We start from the raw sequence: 17,695 nt of genomic DNA on the forward strand, positions 1-17,695 counted from the left end.
GTCGCCGGGGCTCCTCCCTGCTCGACCACCTCAGGTGCTTCGTCGCCGAGGCGGCTGGTCGATCACCTCTGCAAACGCAGAGGGAGTGCGATCCCAGCGCTCCAGGCACTGGGATCGCACTCCCTCAGGAGGCGCGGTCGGGCTCAGGTCAGAACGAGGCCTCGTCCAGCTCCATGATCGACAGGTCGACCGACTCGGCGATGGCGCGCTCGGCGGAGACCTTGGGGAGGACGTTCGCGGCGAAGAACTTCGCCGCCGCGACCTTGCCCTCGTAGAAGGCCTTGTCCTTGGCCGAGACCTCGCCGCCCAGGGCGTTCAGGGCGACCTCGGCCTGGCGCAGGAGCAGCCAGGCGCAGACGACGTCCCCGAGCACCATCAGCAGGCGCGAGGTGTTGAGGCCGACCTTGTAGACGTTGCGCAGGTCGCCGCCCTCGGCGTTCGGGTCGGCGGTCATGAGGTCGGTGATCATGTGGCCGACCAGCGCGTTGGCGTCCTCGAGGGCGGTGGCGAGCAGGCCGCGCTCGACCTTGAGCCGGCCGTTGCCGGCCTCGGAGGCGACGAACGCGCCGATCTCCTTGGCGACGTGACCGAGTGCCTGTCCCTGGTCCTTCACGACCTTGCGGAAGAACAGGTCCTGGCCCTGGATCGCGGTGGTGCCCTCGTAGAGGGTGTCGATCTTGGCGTCCCGGACGTACTGCTCGAGCGGGTACTCCGCGAGGAAGCCCGACCCGCCGAAGGTCTGCAGCGACTCGGTGCCCAGCAGCACCCAGGAGCGCTCCGAGCCGTAGCCCTTGACGATCGGCAGCAGCAGGTCGTTGACCTTCTCCGCCATCTCGTCGCGCTCCCCGGCGTACGTCGCCTGCTGCACGCGGTCCTGCCAGGTCGCCGTGTAGAGCACCAGGGCGCGCATGGCCTCGGCGAACGCCTTCTGCGTCATCAGCGAGCGACGGACGTCGGGGTGGTGGGTGATGGTCACGCGCGGGGCGGTCTTGTCCGCGGCGCGGGTGAGGTCGGCGCCCTGGACGCGGGACTTCGCGTAGTCGAGGGCGTTCAGGTAGCCGGCCGACAGCGTGGCGATGGCCTTGGTGCCGACCATCATGCGGGCGTTCTCGATCACCTGGAACATCTGCGCGATGCCCTGGTGGACCTCGCCGACCAGCCAGCCGCGGGCGGGCTCGCCGCCGCCGACGGACGGGTCGCCGAAGGTGACCTCGCACGTGTTGGAGACCTTCAGACCCATCTTGTGCTCGACGTTGGTGACGTGGGCGCCGTTGCGCTCGCCGGTCAGCTCGCCGGTCTCGGGGTCGAAGTGCCACTTCGGCACGATGAACATCGACAGGCCCTTGGTGCCCGGCCCGCCGGCGCCCTCGACGCCCACGGGGCGGGCGAGGACGAGGTGGATGATGTTCTCGTGCAGGTCGGACTCGGCCGACGTGATGAACCGCTTGACGCCCTCGATGTTCCAGGTGCCGTCGTCGTTCTGCGTGGCCTTCGAGCGGCCGGCGCCGACGTCGGAGCCGGCGTCCGGCTCGGTGAGCACCATCGTGGCGCCCCAGCCGCGCTCGACCATGATCTCGGCGATCCGCTTGTCGCGGTCGGTGCCGTTGCGGTGGACGACGGAGGCGAAGCTCGGGCCGGCGGCGTACATCCACACCGGGGCGTTGGCGCCCAGGACCATCTCGGCGACCGCCCAGTTCAGGGACGACGGCGCCGGGGTGCCGCCGAGCTCCTCGGGGATCTGGAGGCGGAACCACTCGGCGTCCATCCAGGCCTGGTAGCTCTTCTTGAACGACGCCGGCACGTCGGCGGTGCCGGTGGTCGGGTCGAAGGCCGGGGGGTTGCGGTCGGCGTCGACGTACGACGCCGCGAGGTCCTCGCGGGAGAGCCGGTCGACCTCGGCGAGGATCGAGCGGGCGGTCTCGCCGTCGACGTCCTCGAAGGGCCCGGTGCCCAGCACCTCGTCGCGCCCGAGGACCTCGAAGAGCGTGAACTCGATGTCGCGCAGGTTCGTCTTGTAGTGGGTCACGGATCCACCTTCTCGATCGGGATGTGGAAGTTACCGACGAGTCTACCCATCAGTAACTTCGCGGCAAGACCTGTCCTGGAGGCCCCGCGACACGCCGTCCGGGGGCGCGGAGTTGACAGGCGGAATCTGCCTCATCTCTACTAAGTCAGTAACTTGACCTAGCAGATCGACTTAGCGGCCTCGGGACCCGCCGATCGCCCTCACCCGAAGGACATCTCTCCATGCGCAAGATCATCGTCGTCGCCCTCGTCGGGCTGCTCGCGCAGCTCGTCGACGGCTCGCTGGGGATGGCGTACGGCGTCACCTCGACCACGATCCTCCTCGCCGCCGGCGTCGCGCCGGCCGCCGCGTCGGCCGCCGTCCACTTCTCGGAGATCGGCACCTCGCTGGTCTCCGGCGCCTCGCACGCCAAGTTCGGCAACGTGGACTGGCGCACCGTCGGCATCCTCGCCGTCCCCGGTTTCGTCGGGGCCTTCGCCGGCGCGACGTTCCTGTCGAACCTGGACGGCGACGCCGCCAAGCCGCTGGTCGCCTTCATCCTGTTCAGCCTCGGCGTCTACGTGATCTACCGCTTCCTGCGCCTCGGTGGCCGTCGTCCGGAGTTCAGGTCGCGTCCGTCGGCCTTCTTCCTCGCGCCCATGGGCCTGTTCGGCGGCGCGCTCGACTCCATCGGCGGTGGTGGCTGGGGCCCGGTCGGGACGACGTCCCTGCTGTCCTCGGGCCGCCTGGAGCCACGCAAGGTCGTCGGGTCGATCGACACCTCGGAGTTCGTCGTCGCGGTCGGCGGCTCGCTCGGGTTCATCCTGGCCCTGGGCTCGCAGGGCATCCCGTGGGAGTTCGCGCTCGCCCTCCTGGTCGGCGGCGTCATCGCGGCCCCGATCGCCGCGTGGCTGGTCAAGCACCTCGCCGCCCGCGTCCTGGGCGTCGCGGCCGGTGGCCTGATCGTGGTGACCAACGTCAAGACGCTCGCCGAGGCCGCCGGCGCCTCCGGACTGTCCCTGTGGTCCGGTCTGGCCTTCCTCGCCGTCCTGTGGGTCGTGGGCATCGTCTGGGCGGTCCAGCAGGAGCGCGCCGCCCGCGAGACCGCGCGCCTCGAGGAGGCGTACGCCGGCTCCTGAACCACCCTGCGCCGCCCGGGCCCGGGCCGTGCCCCAGCGGGGGTGACGGCCCGGGCCCGAGGAGCGCCCGCGCGCCCGCAGGCGCGTTCGTCGCCTGCTCGGCTCGGCTCCTCTGACAGACTTGCCCCATGCGCGTCTCAGCCAAGGCCGACTACGCACTGCGGGCGTTGATCGAGATGACGCGCAGTGACGACAGCCGTCCCGTCAGCGCGGAGGAGCTGGGACGTCGCCAGGAGATCCCGCACGGGTTCCTGCAGGCGATCCTCGCCGACCTCCGTCGCGCCGGTGTCGTGGTGTCGCAGCGCGGCCAGTCCGGCGGCTGGCGGCTGGCCCGCAAGCCGGCCGACGTGTCGGTGGCGGACGTGATCCGCGCCGTCGACGGTCCGCTGGTCTCCGTCTACGGCCTGCGGCCCGAGGCGGTGACGTACAACGAGTCCGCCGAGGTGCTCCAGCACGTCTGGATCGCCGCGCGGCGCTCCCTGCGCGACGTGTTCGAGCAGGTGAGCATCGAGCAGCTCTCCGCCGGCGAGCTGCCCGAGGCGGTCACGAAGAGGACCGCCGACGAGGACGCCTGGGCGCCTCACTGAGGTCGCGTCAGCGGGTCGGGACCCGGTGACGGAGTAGCCGTCGTCGACCGGTGTGCGGAGCCGAGGCGCTGACCCGCAGCCGAGCGTTCTCCCGCCGCAGCCCCTCGAGCTGGCTCAGGGCGTCGGCGAGCGCGTCGCCGGCGAGGTGCAGGCGGTCGTCGGCGGTGAGGTCGGCGAGCGTCGCGGCCTCGTCCTCGACGTCGGCGGGGCAGGGGGCGACGAGCGCGTCCGGGTCGCCGTGGACGTCGTACGGCGAGGCGCGGAGGGCGTCGGCCCAGTCGCGGCCCTCGGTGCGCATCGCGGCCAGGACCGTCGACGGCAGGGCGCGCGGCCGGGAGGCCGGGGTGGCGGCCAGGGTGCCGAGGAGGGCGCGCGTGCCGAGGAGCGTGCCGAGCGACCGGCCGACCTGCTGGACCCGGTGGCGCTCGTCGCCGGACGCCACGACGACGTGCACCCGGTGCGCCGGGACGTGTGCGCCCCACCGCTCGAGGACGCCCGGGAGGTGGTGGGCGGCCCACCAGCGTCGCGCCTGCTCGTGACCGGGGCCGGACTGCTCGAGGCGGTCCCGGAAGCGCAGCAGGGGCATCGGCCGGTCCTCGGCGACGGCGGCGGTCCAGGCGCGGGCGAGGAGGTCCGCGGGGTCGGCCGCGACCACGACGAGGTGCACGGTGAAGCCCGCGAGCGCGTCGAGGGTCAGCGCCACCTGGTCGGACGTGGCGGCGGCGAGCCCGTCCTCGGCGAGGACGGCGTTGCGGGGGCGGGCGCGGTACGCCGTGCGCCACACGCCCTCCCAGGTGCCCTCGACGTCGCGCCGGGCCAGGCCGGCGGCGGCGAGCGCGTCGCCGTCCCGGGTGAGCTCGAGGACGGCACGGCGGCTGACGTCGGGGGTGGCGGCGATCCGGTGTCCGGCGACGGACAGCGAGTCGGCGTGCTCGACGAGCAGGTCGGCGACGGTCCCGGAGCCGAGGGCGCCCGGGAGGCCGAGGCACAGGAACGCGGTACGGCGGGCCATGCCGCCAGCGTCCGTGGGCCGGGTGAACAGCGGGCGACATCGGCCTGACCCGCCGTCGAGGGCTCCGGGAACGACGTTGTCCACAGGGGGCTGTGGAGAAGTGACCGGATCGAGACGCCCCCTGTGGACGAACCCGTCGGCTCGCGGCCGCGGGCTGTCGGTGGCGAGTGGGAACCTGGATGACGTGGAGGCGGCGACCGGCGAGGCGACGATCCTCCACGCCGACCTCGACGCCTTCTACGCCTCGGTCGAGCAGCGCGACGACCCCCGGTTGCGGGGTCGTCCGGTGATCGTCGGTGGGGGAGTGGTGCTCGCCGCCAGCTACGAGGCCCGCGCCCGGGGCGTGCGGACGGCCATGGGCGGTCGCGAGGCGCTGCGCCTGTGCCCGGAGGCGCTCGTCGTCCCGGCGCGCATGGAGGCGTACTCGGCGGCCAGCAAGGAGGTGTTCGCGGTCTTCCGTGACACGACCCCGCTGGTCGAGCCGGTGTCGATCGACGAGGCCTTCCTGGAGGTGGGCGGTCTGCGACGCAGCGTCGGCACCCCGGTCGAGGTGGCCGCGCGGCTGCGCCGCCGGGTGCGCGCCGAGGCGGGCCTGCCGGTGAGCGTGGGCATCGCCCGCACGAAGTTCCTGGCCAAGGTCGCCAGCGGCAGCGCCAAGCCGGACGGCCTCCTGCTCGTGCCGCCGGACGGCGAGGACGCGTTCCTCCTGCCGCTGCGCGTCGAGCGCCTCTGGGGCGTCGGCGCGAAGACGGCCGAGAAGCTGCACCGTCTCGGGCTGACGACGGTCGCCGACGTCCTCGCGCTCGACGAGCAGACCCTCGGTGCGACGGTCGGGCCGGCGGCGGCCCGCCACCTCCACGCCCTGGTCCGCCACCGCGACCCGCGCTCGGTGTCGAGCGGGCCGAGCCGTCGTTCCATCGGGTCGCAGCGCGCCCTCGGCCGCCGCGCGCGGAGCCCCGAGGAGCTCGACGTCATCCTCGCGGGCATCGTCGACCGCCTCGCTCGGCGCCTGCGCGGCGGCGACCGCGACACCGGGACCGTCGTGCTGCGGCTGCGGTACGGCGACTTCACCCGCGCCACCCGCTCGCACACGCTGCCGGTGCCCACCCGGCGTACGTCGACGCTGCTGGGTGTCGCCCGCTCCCTGCTCGCCGCCGAGCAGGCGCGCATCACCGAGAAGGGCCTGACCCTGCTGGGGCTGTCGTTCTCGAACCTGGCGGTCGGGGTGGGGGAGCAGCTCGAGCTGTCGACCGACGACGAGCCCGACCCCGCGCAGGCCTCGCTGGACACGGCGCTCGACAAGGTCCGGGACCGCTTCGGGCAGGCCAGCGTCGCCCGCGCGACGCAGATCGGTCGCGACCAGGGCATCTCGAGCCCGGTCCTGCCGGAGCACGAGTGAGGCGGTACCGCACGGGGGAACCTCCCGGCATGACGAGTCGAGGGGCGACCGTGCTCGCCCTCGTCGTCCTCGTCATCACGGTCGGCCTCGCGGCCGGGTGCGGCGCGGACGCCCCCGGACCGGCCGCGGCCACCGGCGTCGCGTGGGCGGACGGCGACCGGATCCGCCTGGCGTCCGGCGCGGAGCGGCGGGTCGACGGTGAGGTGCTGTGGTTCGCCGAGACCACCGCGGGGGTCGCCTACCTGCCCGCGACCCAGGGTGGCTCCACCGACGGCGGCGACCCGTTGGGCTCGCCGCTGCTCCTCGACGACGGCCGCGGCGACCCGCTCGAGCTCGCCGCCGACGCGTCCGCGCCCGTCGCCTCGCCCGACGGGCGCTGGCTCGCGTGGAACGAGCTGGACACCGAGCAGCGCCAGGTGCGGCTCGACCTCGTGCTGTACGACGTGACCACCGGCGAGCGGAGCAGGCCGTTCCCGCCGGACACCGGGCTGCGGGCCACCCGGCTGACCGACACGGTCGCCTACGTCACGACGTTCGACGAGGTCCTCGTCCTCGACCTGGCCACCGGCGCGAGCCGTCCGGCCCGCGGCGCCGCCCGCGACGTCCTCGACGTTGCCGCGCTCAGCAGCCCCGACGGACGGTGGCGCACCGACGTCCGCGGCGAGGCGGCCGGCGTCGTGTCGGCGGACGGCGACCCGGTCGAGCTCGACCTCCCCGGCCCCGAGCTCCTCCGGCCCCGCTGGATCGACGACGACACCGTCGTCGGCGTCGTCCCCGACGTCCCCACCGAGGAGCTCGCGACGGGGGAGACGACCGGCGCCGACCTCGTCGCCTGCGACGTCCCGGCCGGCACCTGCGGCGTCGTCCCCGGCACCCGCGACCGCACGATCCTCCTCCCCGACACCGAGGAACCCACCCAGGTCTCCGCCTCCGGGCCCTCCGGCTACGAGGACTGACCGTCGAGTCGGCACATCTGCGCAGCTGTACGGCGTCGAGTCGGCACATCTGCGCAGCTGTGGGGCGTCGAGTCGGCACATCTGCGCAGCTGTCGGTCACGGCTAGTGCCGACCCGACCCCTCCGAGGTGCGCAGACGTGCCGACTCGAGCCCTCTGAGGTGCGCAGACGTGCCGACTCGAGCCCTCTGAGGTGCGCAGACGTGCCGACTCGACTACCTGACGACCCCGCGGCGGTCGACGACACCGACGAGGGCGACGTCCGCGGGCGCCGACGTCATCCGAGGTCCTCCAGCCGCGCCGCGACCCACTCCACGAGGGGTCGCAGGCGGAGCCAGTCCTCGCGGACGCGGTCGGCCAGGTCGGGGGTGTGGATGACGGGCTCGAAGCCGTAGGAGCGGCCCATCGCCAGCGACTTGTGGCGCAGCAGGTCGATGCGGGGGTGGTCCGACGACCAGCCCCGCGGGGTGGTCTTCAGCTGCTCCCCGGACCGCTCGAACCCCTCGGCCTCCAGCGAGGCCAGGAGGCGCTCGAGCTCACGACCGGAGTGCTCGGCGTCGATGGCGTCGCGGATCCGCGCCAGGTCGGGCGCCTCGGCGCGGTAGAACCCACCGCCGACCCGGACGCCGGGGGCGCCGACCTGCACGTACCAGCCGCACGACGGCCCGGCGGCCACGAACGCCCCCTGGTGCGTCTTGTACGGCGTCTTGTCCTTCGCGAACCGCACGTCCCGGTAGGGCCGGAAGACCTTCGCCTTCCCGAACTCCGCCTCGAGCGAGGCGCACAGCGCGAGCATCGGCGCGCGCACCGACTCGTCGTACGTCGCCCGGTGCTGCTCCCAGAACGCCCGGGTGTTCTCGACCTCGAGGTCGTCGTAGAAGTCGAGGGCGGCGACGGGGAAGCCGGAGAAGGTCACGCCCGGCCGGTGCCCCGCGGGTAGCCGCGGCGCACGGTCCGGTCGAGGATCCCGAGCGTCCCGCGCAGCGCGGTGGTGGTGACGATCGGGAAGACGTGCTTCCAGTCCTCCCGCGCCTCGCTCCAGTCGCAGTACGACGTCACGCGGGTGCCCCCGCCGTCCGCCTCCGGCAGCGGCTCGAGCTCGTAGCCGAACACGTGGCCGATGCCGGGCCTGACGGTGCCGACGATCGTCCAGGAGATCTCGCGGTCGGGCACGAACGACCGGATGGTCACCTCGACGTCGTAGCGACCCATCTCGGGGCGGTCGCCCAGCGCCTCGCGGTCCATGTGGACGACGAAGGTGTCCCCGGCTGCGGAGACCGGCGACCCGGTCGCGTCCTGCAGCATCCCGGTCGCGTCGATCGCGACGTGGCCCTGCGGGTCGCACAGCACGGCGAAGATCGCGGCGGGCTCGGCCGGGACGACCCGGCTGGCCTCGGTGCGTGTCTCCGCTGACGTCTCCGACATGGAGCGGACGACGAGACTCGAACTCGCGACATCGACCTTGGGAAGGTCGCGCTCTACCAACTGAGCTACGTCCGCATGACCCTCGCGGGTCGCAGGCGATGCTACTCGACCGGCGACACCACCGGCTCCAGGGTCGGACGGCGGGCGGTCACGGTGTCGCCCGAGGAGCGGCCGGTGAGCCTGCGCTGCACCCACGGCACGGCGTGCGACCGCGCCCAGGCCAGGTCCGCCGCGACGGCCTCGCGCCGGGTGGGCGAGGCCGCGTCCGGCAGCCGGAGGGCCTCGAGGGAGTGGGGGACGCCGAGCAGGTCGAGCACCTCGACGGCCATGCGGCGGTGCCCGGCCGGGCTCATGTGCATCCGGTCGGCGTCCCACATCCGCCAGTCGCGGTAGTCGCGCAGGCGCCAGAAGTCGACGATCGTGGCGTCGTGCCGGTCCGCGACCTCGCGCACGAGCTCGTTGTAGAGCGCGAACCGCCCTCGCACCGGCCGGTAGACCGCGGAGCCGCCCGGGTCGAACGCCGTCCACACGAGCAGGCGCGCCCCGGTCGCGGCCAGTCGGGCGAGCGCGTCGTCGTAGTCCTGCACCAGGGCGTCGAGGTCCACCGAGGGCCGGAGGATGTCGTTCGCGCCGGCGTAGATCGTCACCAGGTCGGGGGCCATCGCCAGGGCCGGCTCGAGCTGCTCGTCGAGGATCTGGTGCAGCTTGCGGCCACGGATCGCGAGGTTCGCGTGGCGCAGCCCCGGCTCGACCGCGGCGATCGCCTCCGCGACCTGGTCCGCCCAGCCGCGCAGGCCGTTGGGGCGGGTGGGGTCGTCGTCGCCGACGCCCTCGGTGAAGGAGTCGCCGAGGGCGACGTAGCGGGAGAACACCGCCCCAGTGTGCTCTTGACAGCGTTCTGTCAAACATGACAGTCTCCTGTCATGACCTCGACCCTGCACCTCGCGCTGATCGACACGCTGGCGGACTGGGAGATCGGCTTCCTCACCGCCCACCTCACCCACGGCGGCGGCGACGTCCGCGTCGCGACCGTCAGCCTCGACGGCGGACCGGTCACCACCATGGGCGGCCTGCGCGTGGCCGCCGACCTCGCGCTGGCCGACCTGCGCCCGGAGGACAGCGCGATGCTCGTGCTGCCCGGCGGCGAGACCTGGGAGTCCGGCGACGGTGACGGCTTCGTCGACGCCGCCCGTGCCCTCCTCGGGGCCGGCGTGCCCGTCGCCGCGATCTGCGGCGCCGTGTGGGCCCTCGCGGTGGGCGGGCTGCTCGACGACCGGCGCCACACCGGCAACGACCCGGGCTGGCTCGCCGCGTCCGGGTACGGCGGCGCCGCCCTGTACGTCGACGCCCCCGCCGTCTCCGACCGCGGCGTCGTCACCGCCACCGCCGTCGCGCCGGCTCACTTCGCGGCCGAGGTCTTCCGGACCCTCGGCAGCCACCCGGAGCCCATGGTCGACTCCTGGCTGAAGCTGTACGGCGACCGCGACCCGGCCGGGTTCCACGAGCTGATGGCGATGGCCGGGACGGAGCAGAGGGCGTGAGCGACGAGCCCGCGGTCCTCTCGGACGTCGCGCTCACGACGTTCCGCCTCAACTCGCAGGTCCTGGCCCTCGCCGAGGACCTCGCCCGCCCCGCCGGCCTCACGGCCGCCTGGTGGCAGGTCCTCGGCGCGGTCCTCGAGACGCCCGACACCGTCTCCGGCGTCGCGCGGCAGATGGGCCTGGCCCGCCAGAGCGTCCAGCGCATCGCCGACCTGCTGGTCGGGCGGGGCCTCGCCCGGTGGGAGGACAACCCCGCCCACCGGCGCGCGAAGCTGCTCGTCCCCGAGCACGCCGGCGTGGACGCCGTACGCCGGATCGCGCCGCAGCACGCAGCGGCGGCGTCCGCCCTGGTCGCCGAGCTCGGGGCCGATCGTGCCGCGGAGGTGCTCGCGGCCCTGCACGACCTGTCCGCGGCCCTGGCGGTCGTGCACCCGGACTGAGACGCTGGGCCCGTGGAACCGGACCGGGCCCCCGCGCCGGTGTGGCGCACCCGACTGACCGTGGCCTCCGCCGTCCTCGCGGTCGCCGCGGTCGTGGTCGTGCCCGGCGTCGTGGGCGACCTGACCCGCTCCCCGGCCGTCGCGCCACCCGCCGACGCCGCCGCGCCGGACCCCGCAGGCTTCCTCACCGGGGACGCCGTCTGCCCCGCCGCCGAGGACGCCGTCTCGGCCTCCGCGGGCCAGCCGCCGCCGGTCGTCGACGCGCTGGGCGACCTGCGCGCCGAGACGGAGGGGCTGCAGGGGTACGCCGGACAGGCCGTCTCGGACGAGGGCCGCGTCCTGCTCTATTGGCGCGAGCCGGTCCCGGCGTCCGTGCGTGACCTGGCGGGGCGCCGCCCGGACGGCGTGGAGGTCGTCGTGGCCCCGACGGCGTTCTCCGCCGCGGACGTCGCGAGTGGCCTGGCGCTCGTCGGCAGCGCGCTCGCGACCGCCGGGACCTCGTGGACGGCGGTCGCCGGGTGCGCGGACTCCTCCGGCCTGCGGGTCGAGGTCGACGAGTCCGTGGAGGACCCCGGCGCGCTCGGCGCGGAGCTGTCCTCCGTCGCGGGCATGCCGGTCACCGTTGTGGTCGCCGGCGCCGCCGGCGAGGGAGCCGGTGAGGGGTCTGGGTAGTCTCGGGCCGTGCTGCTGAGCGACCGCGACATCCTCGCCGAGGCCGACGAGGGCCGGATCGTCCTCGACCCCTGGGACCCCGAGATGGTGCAGCCGTCCTCCGTCGACGTGCGGCTCGACCGGATCTTCCGCACCTTCGAGAACCACCGCTACCCGCACATCGACCCCGCCGAGGACCAGCCGGACCTCACCCGCGAGGTCACCTGCGTCGGCGACGAGCCGTTCATCCTGCACCCCGGCGAGTTCGTCCTCGGCTCGACCTACGAGTCGGTGCGCCTGCCGGACGACGTGGCCGCGCGCCTCGAGGGCAAGTCGTCGCTCGGTCGCCTCGGCCTGCTGACCCACTCGACTGCCGGCTTCATCGACCCCGGCTTCACCGGCCACGTGACGCTGGAGCTCGCGAACGTCGCCAACCTGCCGATCAAGCTCTGGCCGGGCATGAAGATCGGCCAGCTCTGCTTCTTCCGGCTCTCCTCGCCGGCGGAGCACCCGTACGGCTCGGAGAAGTACGGCTCGCGCTACCAGGGCCAGCGCGGCCCGACGCCCTCGCGGTCGTCGGCGAACTTCCTGCGCACCCGCATCTGACCCGCGGCCCGCTCGCCGCGGGTCAGTCGAGCATCCGCAGCGCGGCGTCGGTCGACTGGGTCGCGCTCTCGTTCCCGCTGGGGGCCAGTGCCTTCTCGGGCAGCAGCGTGCCCACCACGAGGATCAGCGCGAACGGCACGAGCATCGTCGCGGCGAAGGCTGCCGCGGACGCCGCGTCCCCGCCGCCCGAGGTCGCCAGCACCACCGAGGCCAGCAGGGCGACGCCCACGCCCGCGGCGCACACCGCCCCCAGCGTGGCGTTGCGCCGTCGCCCCGGCCCGGCCCCGCGCCGGCGTACGACGAGCGCTGCGACGAGCCCGAAGGACGCCACCGCGGTGCCGACCACCAGCCACGCCGGCGGCGCAGGACCGTCGCCGACGTCGGAGGCGACGAGGATCGCCACCAGGCCCGCGGCGAGCAGCGCCGTGGCGCCCAGCACCCCGAGCAGCGACGTGCGGCCCTCCCGTCGCCGGGCCCGCTCGTGCTCCCGCACCATCGCCTTGCGCTGCTGCTTGCGGTCCCGCTTGCTCGGCACCGCCCCAGGGTAGGCACCACCGCGGTCGACGGCGGGCGCCGAGGCAAGTTAGGCTTACCTAACATGAGCACCCAGGCCGTCGACGAAGCCCCCGCCGTCCCGAGCAGCGTCGTCGACCGGGTCGTCGTCCGCCGGGCCGAGCGGGTGAGCCCCTCGTTCGTCCGCGTGTGGCTCGGCGGGGACGCGCTCGCCGACTTCGGCACGCAGGGCCCGATGCTCGACCAGCGCATCAAGCTGATCTTCCCCGGGGTGGCCGGCACGCTGCCGCACCTCGACCCCGCCGCCGACTGGTACGCCGCCTGGCTGGCGCTGCCGGACGCCGAGCGCGGCTCGATGCGGACCTACACCCCGCGCGACGTCGTCGGCGACGGCGTCGCCCGCCAGGTCGTCGTGGACGTCGTCGTCCACGAGCACGGACCGTCCGGGCCGGGCAACGCCTGGGCGCTGGCCGCGGCCCCGGGCGCGGAGGCGATCGTGATCGGTCCCCGCCGCGACGCCGAGTGGGGCGGCATCGAGTTCGCGCCCGGCGACGCCGAGCGCGTGCTCGTCGTCGGCGACGAGACGGCCGTGCCCGCGGCGTACGGGATCCTGCGCGACCTGCCCGCCGACGCGCGGGGCTGCGTGCTGCTCGAGGTGCCGACCTCCGCCGACGTCCTCGACGACCTCCGCGGTCCCGAGGGCGTGGACGTCGAGTGGCTGCCCCGCGACGGCGCCGAGCGCGGCGCGCGGCTGTGGGCCGCCACCCTGCGCCGGCTCGGCGAGGACGACTGGCGCCAGGCCCCGCCCCAGGTCGCCGACGACGAGGTCGAGGACCTCGTGTGGGACACCCCAGAGGTCGCCCACACCCCCGAGGCCGGCCCGTACTCCGGCCTCTACGCCTGGATCGCGGGCGAGGCGAAGGTCGTCACCGGCCTGCGCCGCCACCTGGTGAGGGACCTGGGTGTCGACCGCTCGCAGGTGGCCTTCATGGGCTACTGGCGCGAGGGCGTCGCGATGAAGGGCTAGTTCTCCACAGGCCCACGACCCGCAGGTTCGCGACGGCTCCGGCGGGGGAGGACTCCGGCATGACGCCGCTGCCTCCCGCCCTGCGCGAGCTCGTCGACCTCCAGGACGGCGTCGTCGCGCGGCGCCAGGCGCTGGCGGCGGGGATGACCTCGACCGCCGTCGAACGGCTGGTGCGCCGCCGCGAGTGGGTCGCGGTGCACCCCGGCGTGTACGTGACCCACACCGGGCCGCTGAGCTGGTTGCAACGGGCCTGGGCGGCCGTCCTGGCCTGTTGGCCGGCGGTTCTCGACGCCCACTCCGCGCTCCGCGCCGCCGAGGGCCCGGGCCGGTCGGAGCTGTCCGAGGACGTCGTCCGGGTCGCGGTCGAGCGTGGGCGTCACGTCGCGGCGCCGGACGGGGTCGTGGTCCGGCGGGTGGCCCGCCTCGACGACCTCGCGCTCTGGCGACGACACCCGCCGGTGCTGCGCTACGAGGCGGCGGTCCTGCACGTCGCCGACCGGGCCGCCACCGAGATGGCGGCGGTCGGGTGGCTGGCCGAGGCGTGTGGCGGACGACGGACGACCGCCCACCGGCTGCGGCAGGCGATGTCGGCGTCGCCCCGGATGCACCGACGGCTGCTGATCGACCAGATCCTCGACGACGTGGAGGCCGGGACCTGCTCGGTGCTCGAGCGGGCCTACCGCCGACGGGTCGAACGCGCCCACGGGCTCCCGCGCGGCGTGCTGCAGGCGCCCGCGCGCGACCGTGCGGGTCGTCCGATGCTCCGCGACGTGCTGTACCCCCGGCACGGCCTGGTGGTGGAGCTGGACGGCCGCGCCTCTTCCACTCGACGGCCCGGGCGCGCGACCGTGACCTCGAGCGGGACCTGGACGCCGCCCTCGACGGGCTGCGCACCGTCAGGCTCGGCTACGGGCAGGTCATGCCGCGCGCGTGCTCGACGGCGGTGAAGATCGCGGCGCTGCTCGAGGTCGAACCCCTGCGATGCGAGAACTGTGGTGGATCGTCCGAACCAGGTTCAGACGATCCACCACAGTTCGCGGCCTAGATGTCGAACAGGGAGCCACCGAGGTCGACGTTCGTCTTCGGCTGGTTCGCCTGCCCGTTCGAGCTGGCCTTCGTCTCCGGCTCGGGCTCCGGCTCCGGCTCGGGCTCCGGCTCGGGCTCCGGCTCGGGCTCCCGCTCGGGCTCCGGCTCGGGCTCCGGGTCCTGTGCCGGCTCCGGGTCGTCGGCGGTGAGGGCGGTCGCCGCCTCGCTGACGTCGGCACCGGACGGCGCGGTGGGCTCGGGCTCGTCGGCCTCCTGCTCCTCGGCGACGGCCTCCGCCTCGGCGGTGGGGGCCGGGATGTCGAAGAGCGACCCGCCGCCGAACCCGGCGGGCTCCTCGGGCTCCTCGGGCTCCGCGGGCTTCGCCGGTTCGGCCTCCGCCGCGGGTGCTGGCTCCGGGGCCGGCTCGGGTGCGGGCTCCGGCTTCTCGGCCTCGGGCTCCGGCGTCGCGGGTGCGGCGATGTCGAACAGCGACCCGCCGAACCCGGCGTCACCCGCCGGCTGCTCCGGCTCCGTCTCGGCGACCGGCTCCGTCTCGGGCTCCGGCACCGTCTCGGGCTCGGACTTCTTGGCCTCGGGCTCGGGCGCCGGGATGTCGAACATCGACCCGCCCGTGGACGGCGCGGGCTCGGCCTTCGCCGTCGGCTCGGGGGCCGGCTCCGGCTTCTTCGCCTCGGGCTTGCCCGCCGGGATGTCGAACATCGACCCGCCGAGACCGGCGTCCTCGGTCGGCGCGGGCTCCGGCTTCTTCGCCTCGGGCTCGGGCTCCGGCGTCGAGACGTCGAACAGCGACCCCCCGGACGAGGCGGGCGTGGCGGCCTCCGCCTCCTCCTCGGGGGCGTCGCCGTGCGAGGTGGTCGGCGTCCGAGGTGCGGGGGCGGGGTCGTCGAAGAGCGACGTGCCTCCGGAGGCCTTGGCCAGCGGCCCGGCGTCCGAGGTCTCGGTGACGGTGCCGGCGGTCTGGGTGTCGTCGGACGGGGCCGGCTCGTCGCGGGTGGCCTCGTCGGCGCGGGCGGCGGGGGCGGGGGAGTTCGCGGCCTTCGCCGTGGTCCCGGCGAGGGCCTTGGTGGCGGCCTCGCCCTTCACCGACGCGAGCAGCATCTGCGCGACGTCGAGGATCTCGACCTCCTCGCGGGCCTCGCCCTTGGACTGCATCATCGTCAGCCCGTCGGAGAGCATCACGCGGCAGAAGGGGCAGCCGACGGCGATCTGGTCGGCGCCGGTCCCGACGGCCTCGGCGGTGCGGTTCATGTTGATCCGCTCGCCGGTGTTCTCCTCCATCCACATGCGGGCACCACCGGCGCCGCAGCAGAACGAGCGCTCCGAGTTGCGCTCCATCTCGGCCATCTCCGCGCCGGGCAGCACCTGCAGCAGCTCGCGCGGCGGCGAGTAGACGCCGTTGTGGCGGCCGATGTAGCAGGGGTCGTGGTAGGTGATCGACCGCTTCGCCGCGCCGGCGCCGTCCTTGACGGGCGTCAGCTTGCCCTCGCGCACGAGGCGGTTGAGCAGCTGCGTGTGGTGGACCACCTCGAGCTCGACGCCGAACTCGGCGTACTCGTTCTTCAGGGTGTTGAAGCAGTGCGCGCAGGTCGAGACGACCTTCTTCGCCTTCGCCTCGGTCAGCGTCTCGGCGTTCTGCGTCGCGAGGCCCTGGAAGACGAACTCGTTGCCCGCCCGGCGGGCGGGGTCGCCGGTGCAGGTCTCGCCGTTGCCGAGGACGCCGAACGTCGTCCCCGACATGTGCAGCAGCTCGGCGACGGCGCGGGTGGTCTTCTTCGCGCGGTCCTCGTAGGCGCCGGCGCAGCCGACCCAGAAGAGCCACTCGACGGAGTCCAGGTCCTCGATGTCCTCGCCGACGACGGGGACGTCGAAGTCGAGGCCCTTGGCCCACTCCATCCGCGCCTTGGGCGACTGGTTCCAGGGGTTGCCCTTGTTCTCCATCCCCTTGAACAGCTGGTTCAGCTCGGCGGGGAAGTTGTTCTCGACCAGGATCGCGTGGCGACGCATGTCGATGATGTGGTCGACGTGCTCGATGTCGACCGGGCACTGCTGCACGCACGCGCCGCACGAGGTGCACGACCACAGCGCCTCGGGGTCGATGACGCCGTACGCCGCCTCGTCGCCGATGAGCGGACGCTCGACCTCCTTGGTCAGCGTGTCGCTGCCGGCCAGCACCTGCTCGCGCTCGCCCTCGGCGGCGCGGAGGTACGGCGCCTGCGCGTAGGCGTGGTCACGCAGCTGGGTGATGATCAGCTTGGGGTTCAGCGGCTTCTCGGTGTTCCACGCCGGGCACTGGCTCTGGCAGCGGCCGCACTCGGTGCACGAGGTGAAGTCGAGGATGTTCTTCCAGGAGAAGTCCTCGATCTTGCCGACGCCCAGCGAGGCGTCCTCGTCGAGCTCCTCGATGTCGTCGAGGCTGACGCGCTGACCGGCGTTGGTGAGCGGCTTGACCGCCCCGAGCGCCGTCCGGCCGGACGACTCCCGCTTGAACCAGATGTTGAAGAACGCGGTGAAGCGGTGCCAGGCGACGCCCATCGTCGTGTTGAGCGCGAGCACGATCATCCACGTGAACGAGATGACGATCTTCAGCATCGCCACGAGGTAGATGAGGTTCTCGATCGTCGGGACCGACAGGCCGGAGAACAGCTCGCCCAGCCAGAAGGTGAGCGGGAAGTGCAGCGGGGAGGCGAGGTCGGGCTCGTCGGTCGTGAAGAGCGCGTACTCGAGGCCGCGCAGCGTGATGATGCACAGGCCGACGCCGAGGATGACGCCCTCGACGAAGTAGCCCTGCCACATCGTCGACTTGTAGAACCGGCCCGGCTTGCCGCGGACGCGCTCCTTCGGGCGCGTGGCGCGGTAGTAGATGAAGCCGAGGATCGCGAACGTCATCGCCCAGGTGAACGCCTCGCTGGCCCACTCGTACGGCGGGAAGTGGCCGATCAGCGGCAGCGCGAAGTGGGCGTCGAAGAGCTGGCCGAACGCGGTGAGGAGCGTGAAGAACAGCAGGCCGAACCCGACGAAGACGATCCAGTGGGCGGCGCCGACGACGCCCCACTGGAGCATCCTTGTGTGGCCCAGGGACTCCTTCAGCAGGGTCACCGTCCGGGCGCCCGGGTCGTTGGTGCGCGACATCGCGGGTTGACCGGCGCGGATGACGCCCAGGATCTCCTGGATCGCGCGTACGAACAGCGCGATCCCGACGACCGTGATGGCCAGCGAGACGACGATGGCGACGATCTGCAGCATGCGGGGGACTCTCCTCTGCTCCCAGCCGGCCCTCCGCGTCGGGTGGGCACTCGCGCAGCCTAGGGACGGCGTACGCGGGCGTCAGGCACCGATCCGGTACCCGCAC

At 73.7% G+C, this 17,695-nt stretch carries 17 protein-coding genes and 1 tRNA gene; 10 read left to right on the forward strand and 8 right to left on the reverse strand.

Annotated features, from left to right (window positions below; genetic code table 11):
• Positions 1-148: 148 nt before the first annotated feature.
• Positions 149-2,026 carry an acyl-CoA dehydrogenase gene (locus MJ876_RS00300; RefSeq protein ID WP_240234049.1) on the reverse strand — a complete coding sequence of 626 codons (1,878 nt, stop codon included), beginning with the start codon at positions 2,024-2,026 and terminating at the stop codon, positions 149-151.
• A gap of 221 nt (positions 2,027-2,247) precedes the next feature.
• Here MJ876_RS00300 and MJ876_RS00305 point away from each other — a divergent pair, with 221 nt between their 5' ends.
• Positions 2,248-3,144 (forward strand): sulfite exporter TauE/SafE family protein, encoded by an 897-nt coding sequence (locus tag MJ876_RS00305; protein WP_240234050.1) that lies wholly within the window; start codon positions 2,248-2,250, stop codon positions 3,142-3,144.
• A 128-nt stretch (positions 3,145-3,272) separates the two neighbouring features.
• Positions 3,273-3,731, forward strand: coding sequence for an Rrf2 family transcriptional regulator (locus MJ876_RS00310; RefSeq protein ID WP_240234051.1), 459 nt, complete (start codon positions 3,273-3,275; stop codon positions 3,729-3,731).
• A gap of 7 nt (positions 3,732-3,738) precedes the next feature.
• On the opposite strand, the gene MJ876_RS00315 is transcribed toward MJ876_RS00310, so the two are convergent.
• The gene (locus tag MJ876_RS00315; protein ID WP_240234052.1) at positions 3,739-4,743 is read right to left on the reverse strand and encodes a hypothetical protein; all 1,005 of its coding nucleotides are present in this window, start codon (positions 4,741-4,743) and stop codon (positions 3,739-3,741) included.
• Positions 4,744-4,927: 184 nt separating this feature from the next.
• Between MJ876_RS00315 and dinB the strand changes: the two genes are divergently transcribed.
• Together dinB and MJ876_RS00325 are read left to right on the forward strand one after the other, a co-directional pair.
• Entirely contained in the window at positions 4,928-6,142 is a 1,215-nt protein-coding gene (gene dinB, locus MJ876_RS00320; RefSeq protein ID WP_240234053.1) for a DNA polymerase IV, read from the forward strand.
• Positions 6,143-6,171: 29 nt separating this feature from the next.
• A complete protein-coding gene (locus MJ876_RS00325) occupies positions 6,172-7,098 on the forward strand; it encodes a hypothetical protein (protein ID WP_240234054.1) in 927 nt (308 codons plus the stop codon).
• 275 nt (positions 7,099-7,373) lie between these two features.
• Here MJ876_RS00325 and MJ876_RS00330 read toward each other — a convergent pair whose 3' ends face one another.
• The 4 genes from MJ876_RS00330 to MJ876_RS00345 form a co-directional block, all read right to left on the reverse strand.
• Complete coding sequence (locus tag MJ876_RS00330; protein WP_240234055.1) at positions 7,374-8,012, reverse strand: DUF2461 domain-containing protein; 639 nt, start codon at positions 8,010-8,012, stop codon at positions 7,374-7,376.
• The gene (locus tag MJ876_RS00335; RefSeq protein WP_240234056.1) at positions 8,009-8,521 is read right to left on the reverse strand and encodes a polyketide cyclase; all 513 of its coding nucleotides are present in this window, start codon (positions 8,519-8,521) and stop codon (positions 8,009-8,011) included. The genes MJ876_RS00330 and MJ876_RS00335 overlap by 4 nt, the downstream gene beginning before the upstream one ends.
• Positions 8,521-8,596: transfer RNA gene (locus MJ876_RS00340), tRNA-Gly, on the reverse strand. The genes MJ876_RS00335 and MJ876_RS00340 overlap by 1 nt, the downstream gene beginning before the upstream one ends.
• Before the next feature lie 26 nt (positions 8,597-8,622).
• Positions 8,623-9,393: an SGNH/GDSL hydrolase family protein gene (locus MJ876_RS00345; protein WP_240234057.1), complete on the reverse strand. Its 771-nt coding sequence runs from the start codon at positions 9,391-9,393 to the stop codon at positions 8,623-8,625.
• Between the two features lie 51 nt (positions 9,394-9,444).
• Here MJ876_RS00345 and MJ876_RS00350 point away from each other — a divergent pair, with 51 nt between their 5' ends.
• From MJ876_RS00350 to dcd, 4 genes are read left to right on the forward strand one after another with little or no spacing between them, the layout of a single operon-like run.
• Positions 9,445-10,062, forward strand: a complete 618-nt coding sequence (locus MJ876_RS00350; RefSeq protein ID WP_240234058.1) for a DJ-1/PfpI family protein — start codon at positions 9,445-9,447, stop codon at positions 10,060-10,062.
• Positions 10,059-10,502: a MarR family winged helix-turn-helix transcriptional regulator gene (locus tag MJ876_RS00355; RefSeq protein WP_240234059.1), complete on the forward strand. Its 444-nt coding sequence runs from the start codon at positions 10,059-10,061 to the stop codon at positions 10,500-10,502. The genes MJ876_RS00350 and MJ876_RS00355 overlap by 4 nt, the downstream gene beginning before the upstream one ends.
• A 12-nt stretch (positions 10,503-10,514) precedes the next feature.
• A complete protein-coding gene (locus MJ876_RS00360; protein WP_240234060.1) occupies positions 10,515-11,174 on the forward strand; it encodes a hypothetical protein in 660 nt (219 codons plus the stop codon).
• 9 nt (positions 11,175-11,183) lie between these two features.
• Positions 11,184-11,759: a dCTP deaminase gene (dcd, locus tag MJ876_RS00365; RefSeq protein ID WP_240234061.1), complete on the forward strand. Its 576-nt coding sequence runs from the start codon at positions 11,184-11,186 to the stop codon at positions 11,757-11,759.
• 22 nt (positions 11,760-11,781) lie between these two features.
• Here the strand turns inward: dcd and MJ876_RS00370 are convergent, their stop codons facing one another.
• Complete coding sequence (locus tag MJ876_RS00370) at positions 11,782-12,294, reverse strand: hypothetical protein (protein WP_240234062.1); 513 nt, start codon at positions 12,292-12,294, stop codon at positions 11,782-11,784.
• Between the two features lie 63 nt (positions 12,295-12,357).
• Here MJ876_RS00370 and MJ876_RS00375 point away from each other — a divergent pair, with 63 nt between their 5' ends.
• Positions 12,358-13,299: a siderophore-interacting protein gene (locus MJ876_RS00375; protein WP_240234063.1), complete on the forward strand. Its 942-nt coding sequence runs from the start codon at positions 12,358-12,360 to the stop codon at positions 13,297-13,299.
• 59 nt (positions 13,300-13,358) lie between these two features.
• Positions 13,359-14,246: a type IV toxin-antitoxin system AbiEi family antitoxin domain-containing protein gene (locus MJ876_RS00380; RefSeq protein WP_240234064.1), complete on the forward strand. Its 888-nt coding sequence runs from the start codon at positions 13,359-13,361 to the stop codon at positions 14,244-14,246.
• 94 nt (positions 14,247-14,340) lie between these two features.
• Here MJ876_RS00380 and MJ876_RS00385 read toward each other — a convergent pair whose 3' ends face one another.
• Positions 14,341-17,589 carry a heterodisulfide reductase-related iron-sulfur binding cluster gene (locus MJ876_RS00385; protein ID WP_240234065.1) on the reverse strand — a complete coding sequence of 1,083 codons (3,249 nt, stop codon included), beginning with the start codon at positions 17,587-17,589 and terminating at the stop codon, positions 14,341-14,343.
• Between the last annotated feature and the right edge of the window lie 106 nt (positions 17,590-17,695).

The sequence above is a fragment of the Nocardioides sp. CFH 31398 genome (genome assembly GCF_022436705.1).
Lineage (GTDB): Bacteria > Actinomycetota > Actinomycetes > Propionibacteriales > Nocardioidaceae > Nocardioides.

Bases quoted from the DNA above. Each gene is read 5' to 3' on its own strand.
- MJ876_RS00310 (WP_240234051.1), top strand. From the start codon at position 3,273: ATGCGCGTCTCAGCCAAGGCCGACTACGCACTGCGGGCGTTGATCGAG.
- MJ876_RS00315 (WP_240234052.1), bottom strand. From the start codon at position 4,743: ATGGCCCGCCGTACCGCGTTCCTGTGCCTCGGCCTCCCGGGCGCCCTC.
- MJ876_RS00375 (WP_240234063.1), top strand. From the start codon at position 12,358: ATGAGCACCCAGGCCGTCGACGAAGCCCCCGCCGTCCCGAGCAGCGTC.
- MJ876_RS00380 (WP_240234064.1), top strand. From the start codon at position 13,359: ATGACGCCGCTGCCTCCCGCCCTGCGCGAGCTCGTCGACCTCCAGGAC.
- MJ876_RS00335 (WP_240234056.1), bottom strand. From the start codon at position 8,521: ATGTCGGAGACGTCAGCGGAGACACGCACCGAGGCCAGCCGGGTCGTC.
- MJ876_RS00385 (WP_240234065.1), bottom strand. From the start codon at position 17,589: ATGCTGCAGATCGTCGCCATCGTCGTCTCGCTGGCCATCACGGTCGTC.
- MJ876_RS00325 (WP_240234054.1), top strand. From the start codon at position 6,172: ATGACGAGTCGAGGGGCGACCGTGCTCGCCCTCGTCGTCCTCGTCATC.
- MJ876_RS00305 (WP_240234050.1), top strand. From the start codon at position 2,248: ATGCGCAAGATCATCGTCGTCGCCCTCGTCGGGCTGCTCGCGCAGCTC.
- MJ876_RS00350 (WP_240234058.1), top strand. From the start codon at position 9,445: ATGACCTCGACCCTGCACCTCGCGCTGATCGACACGCTGGCGGACTGG.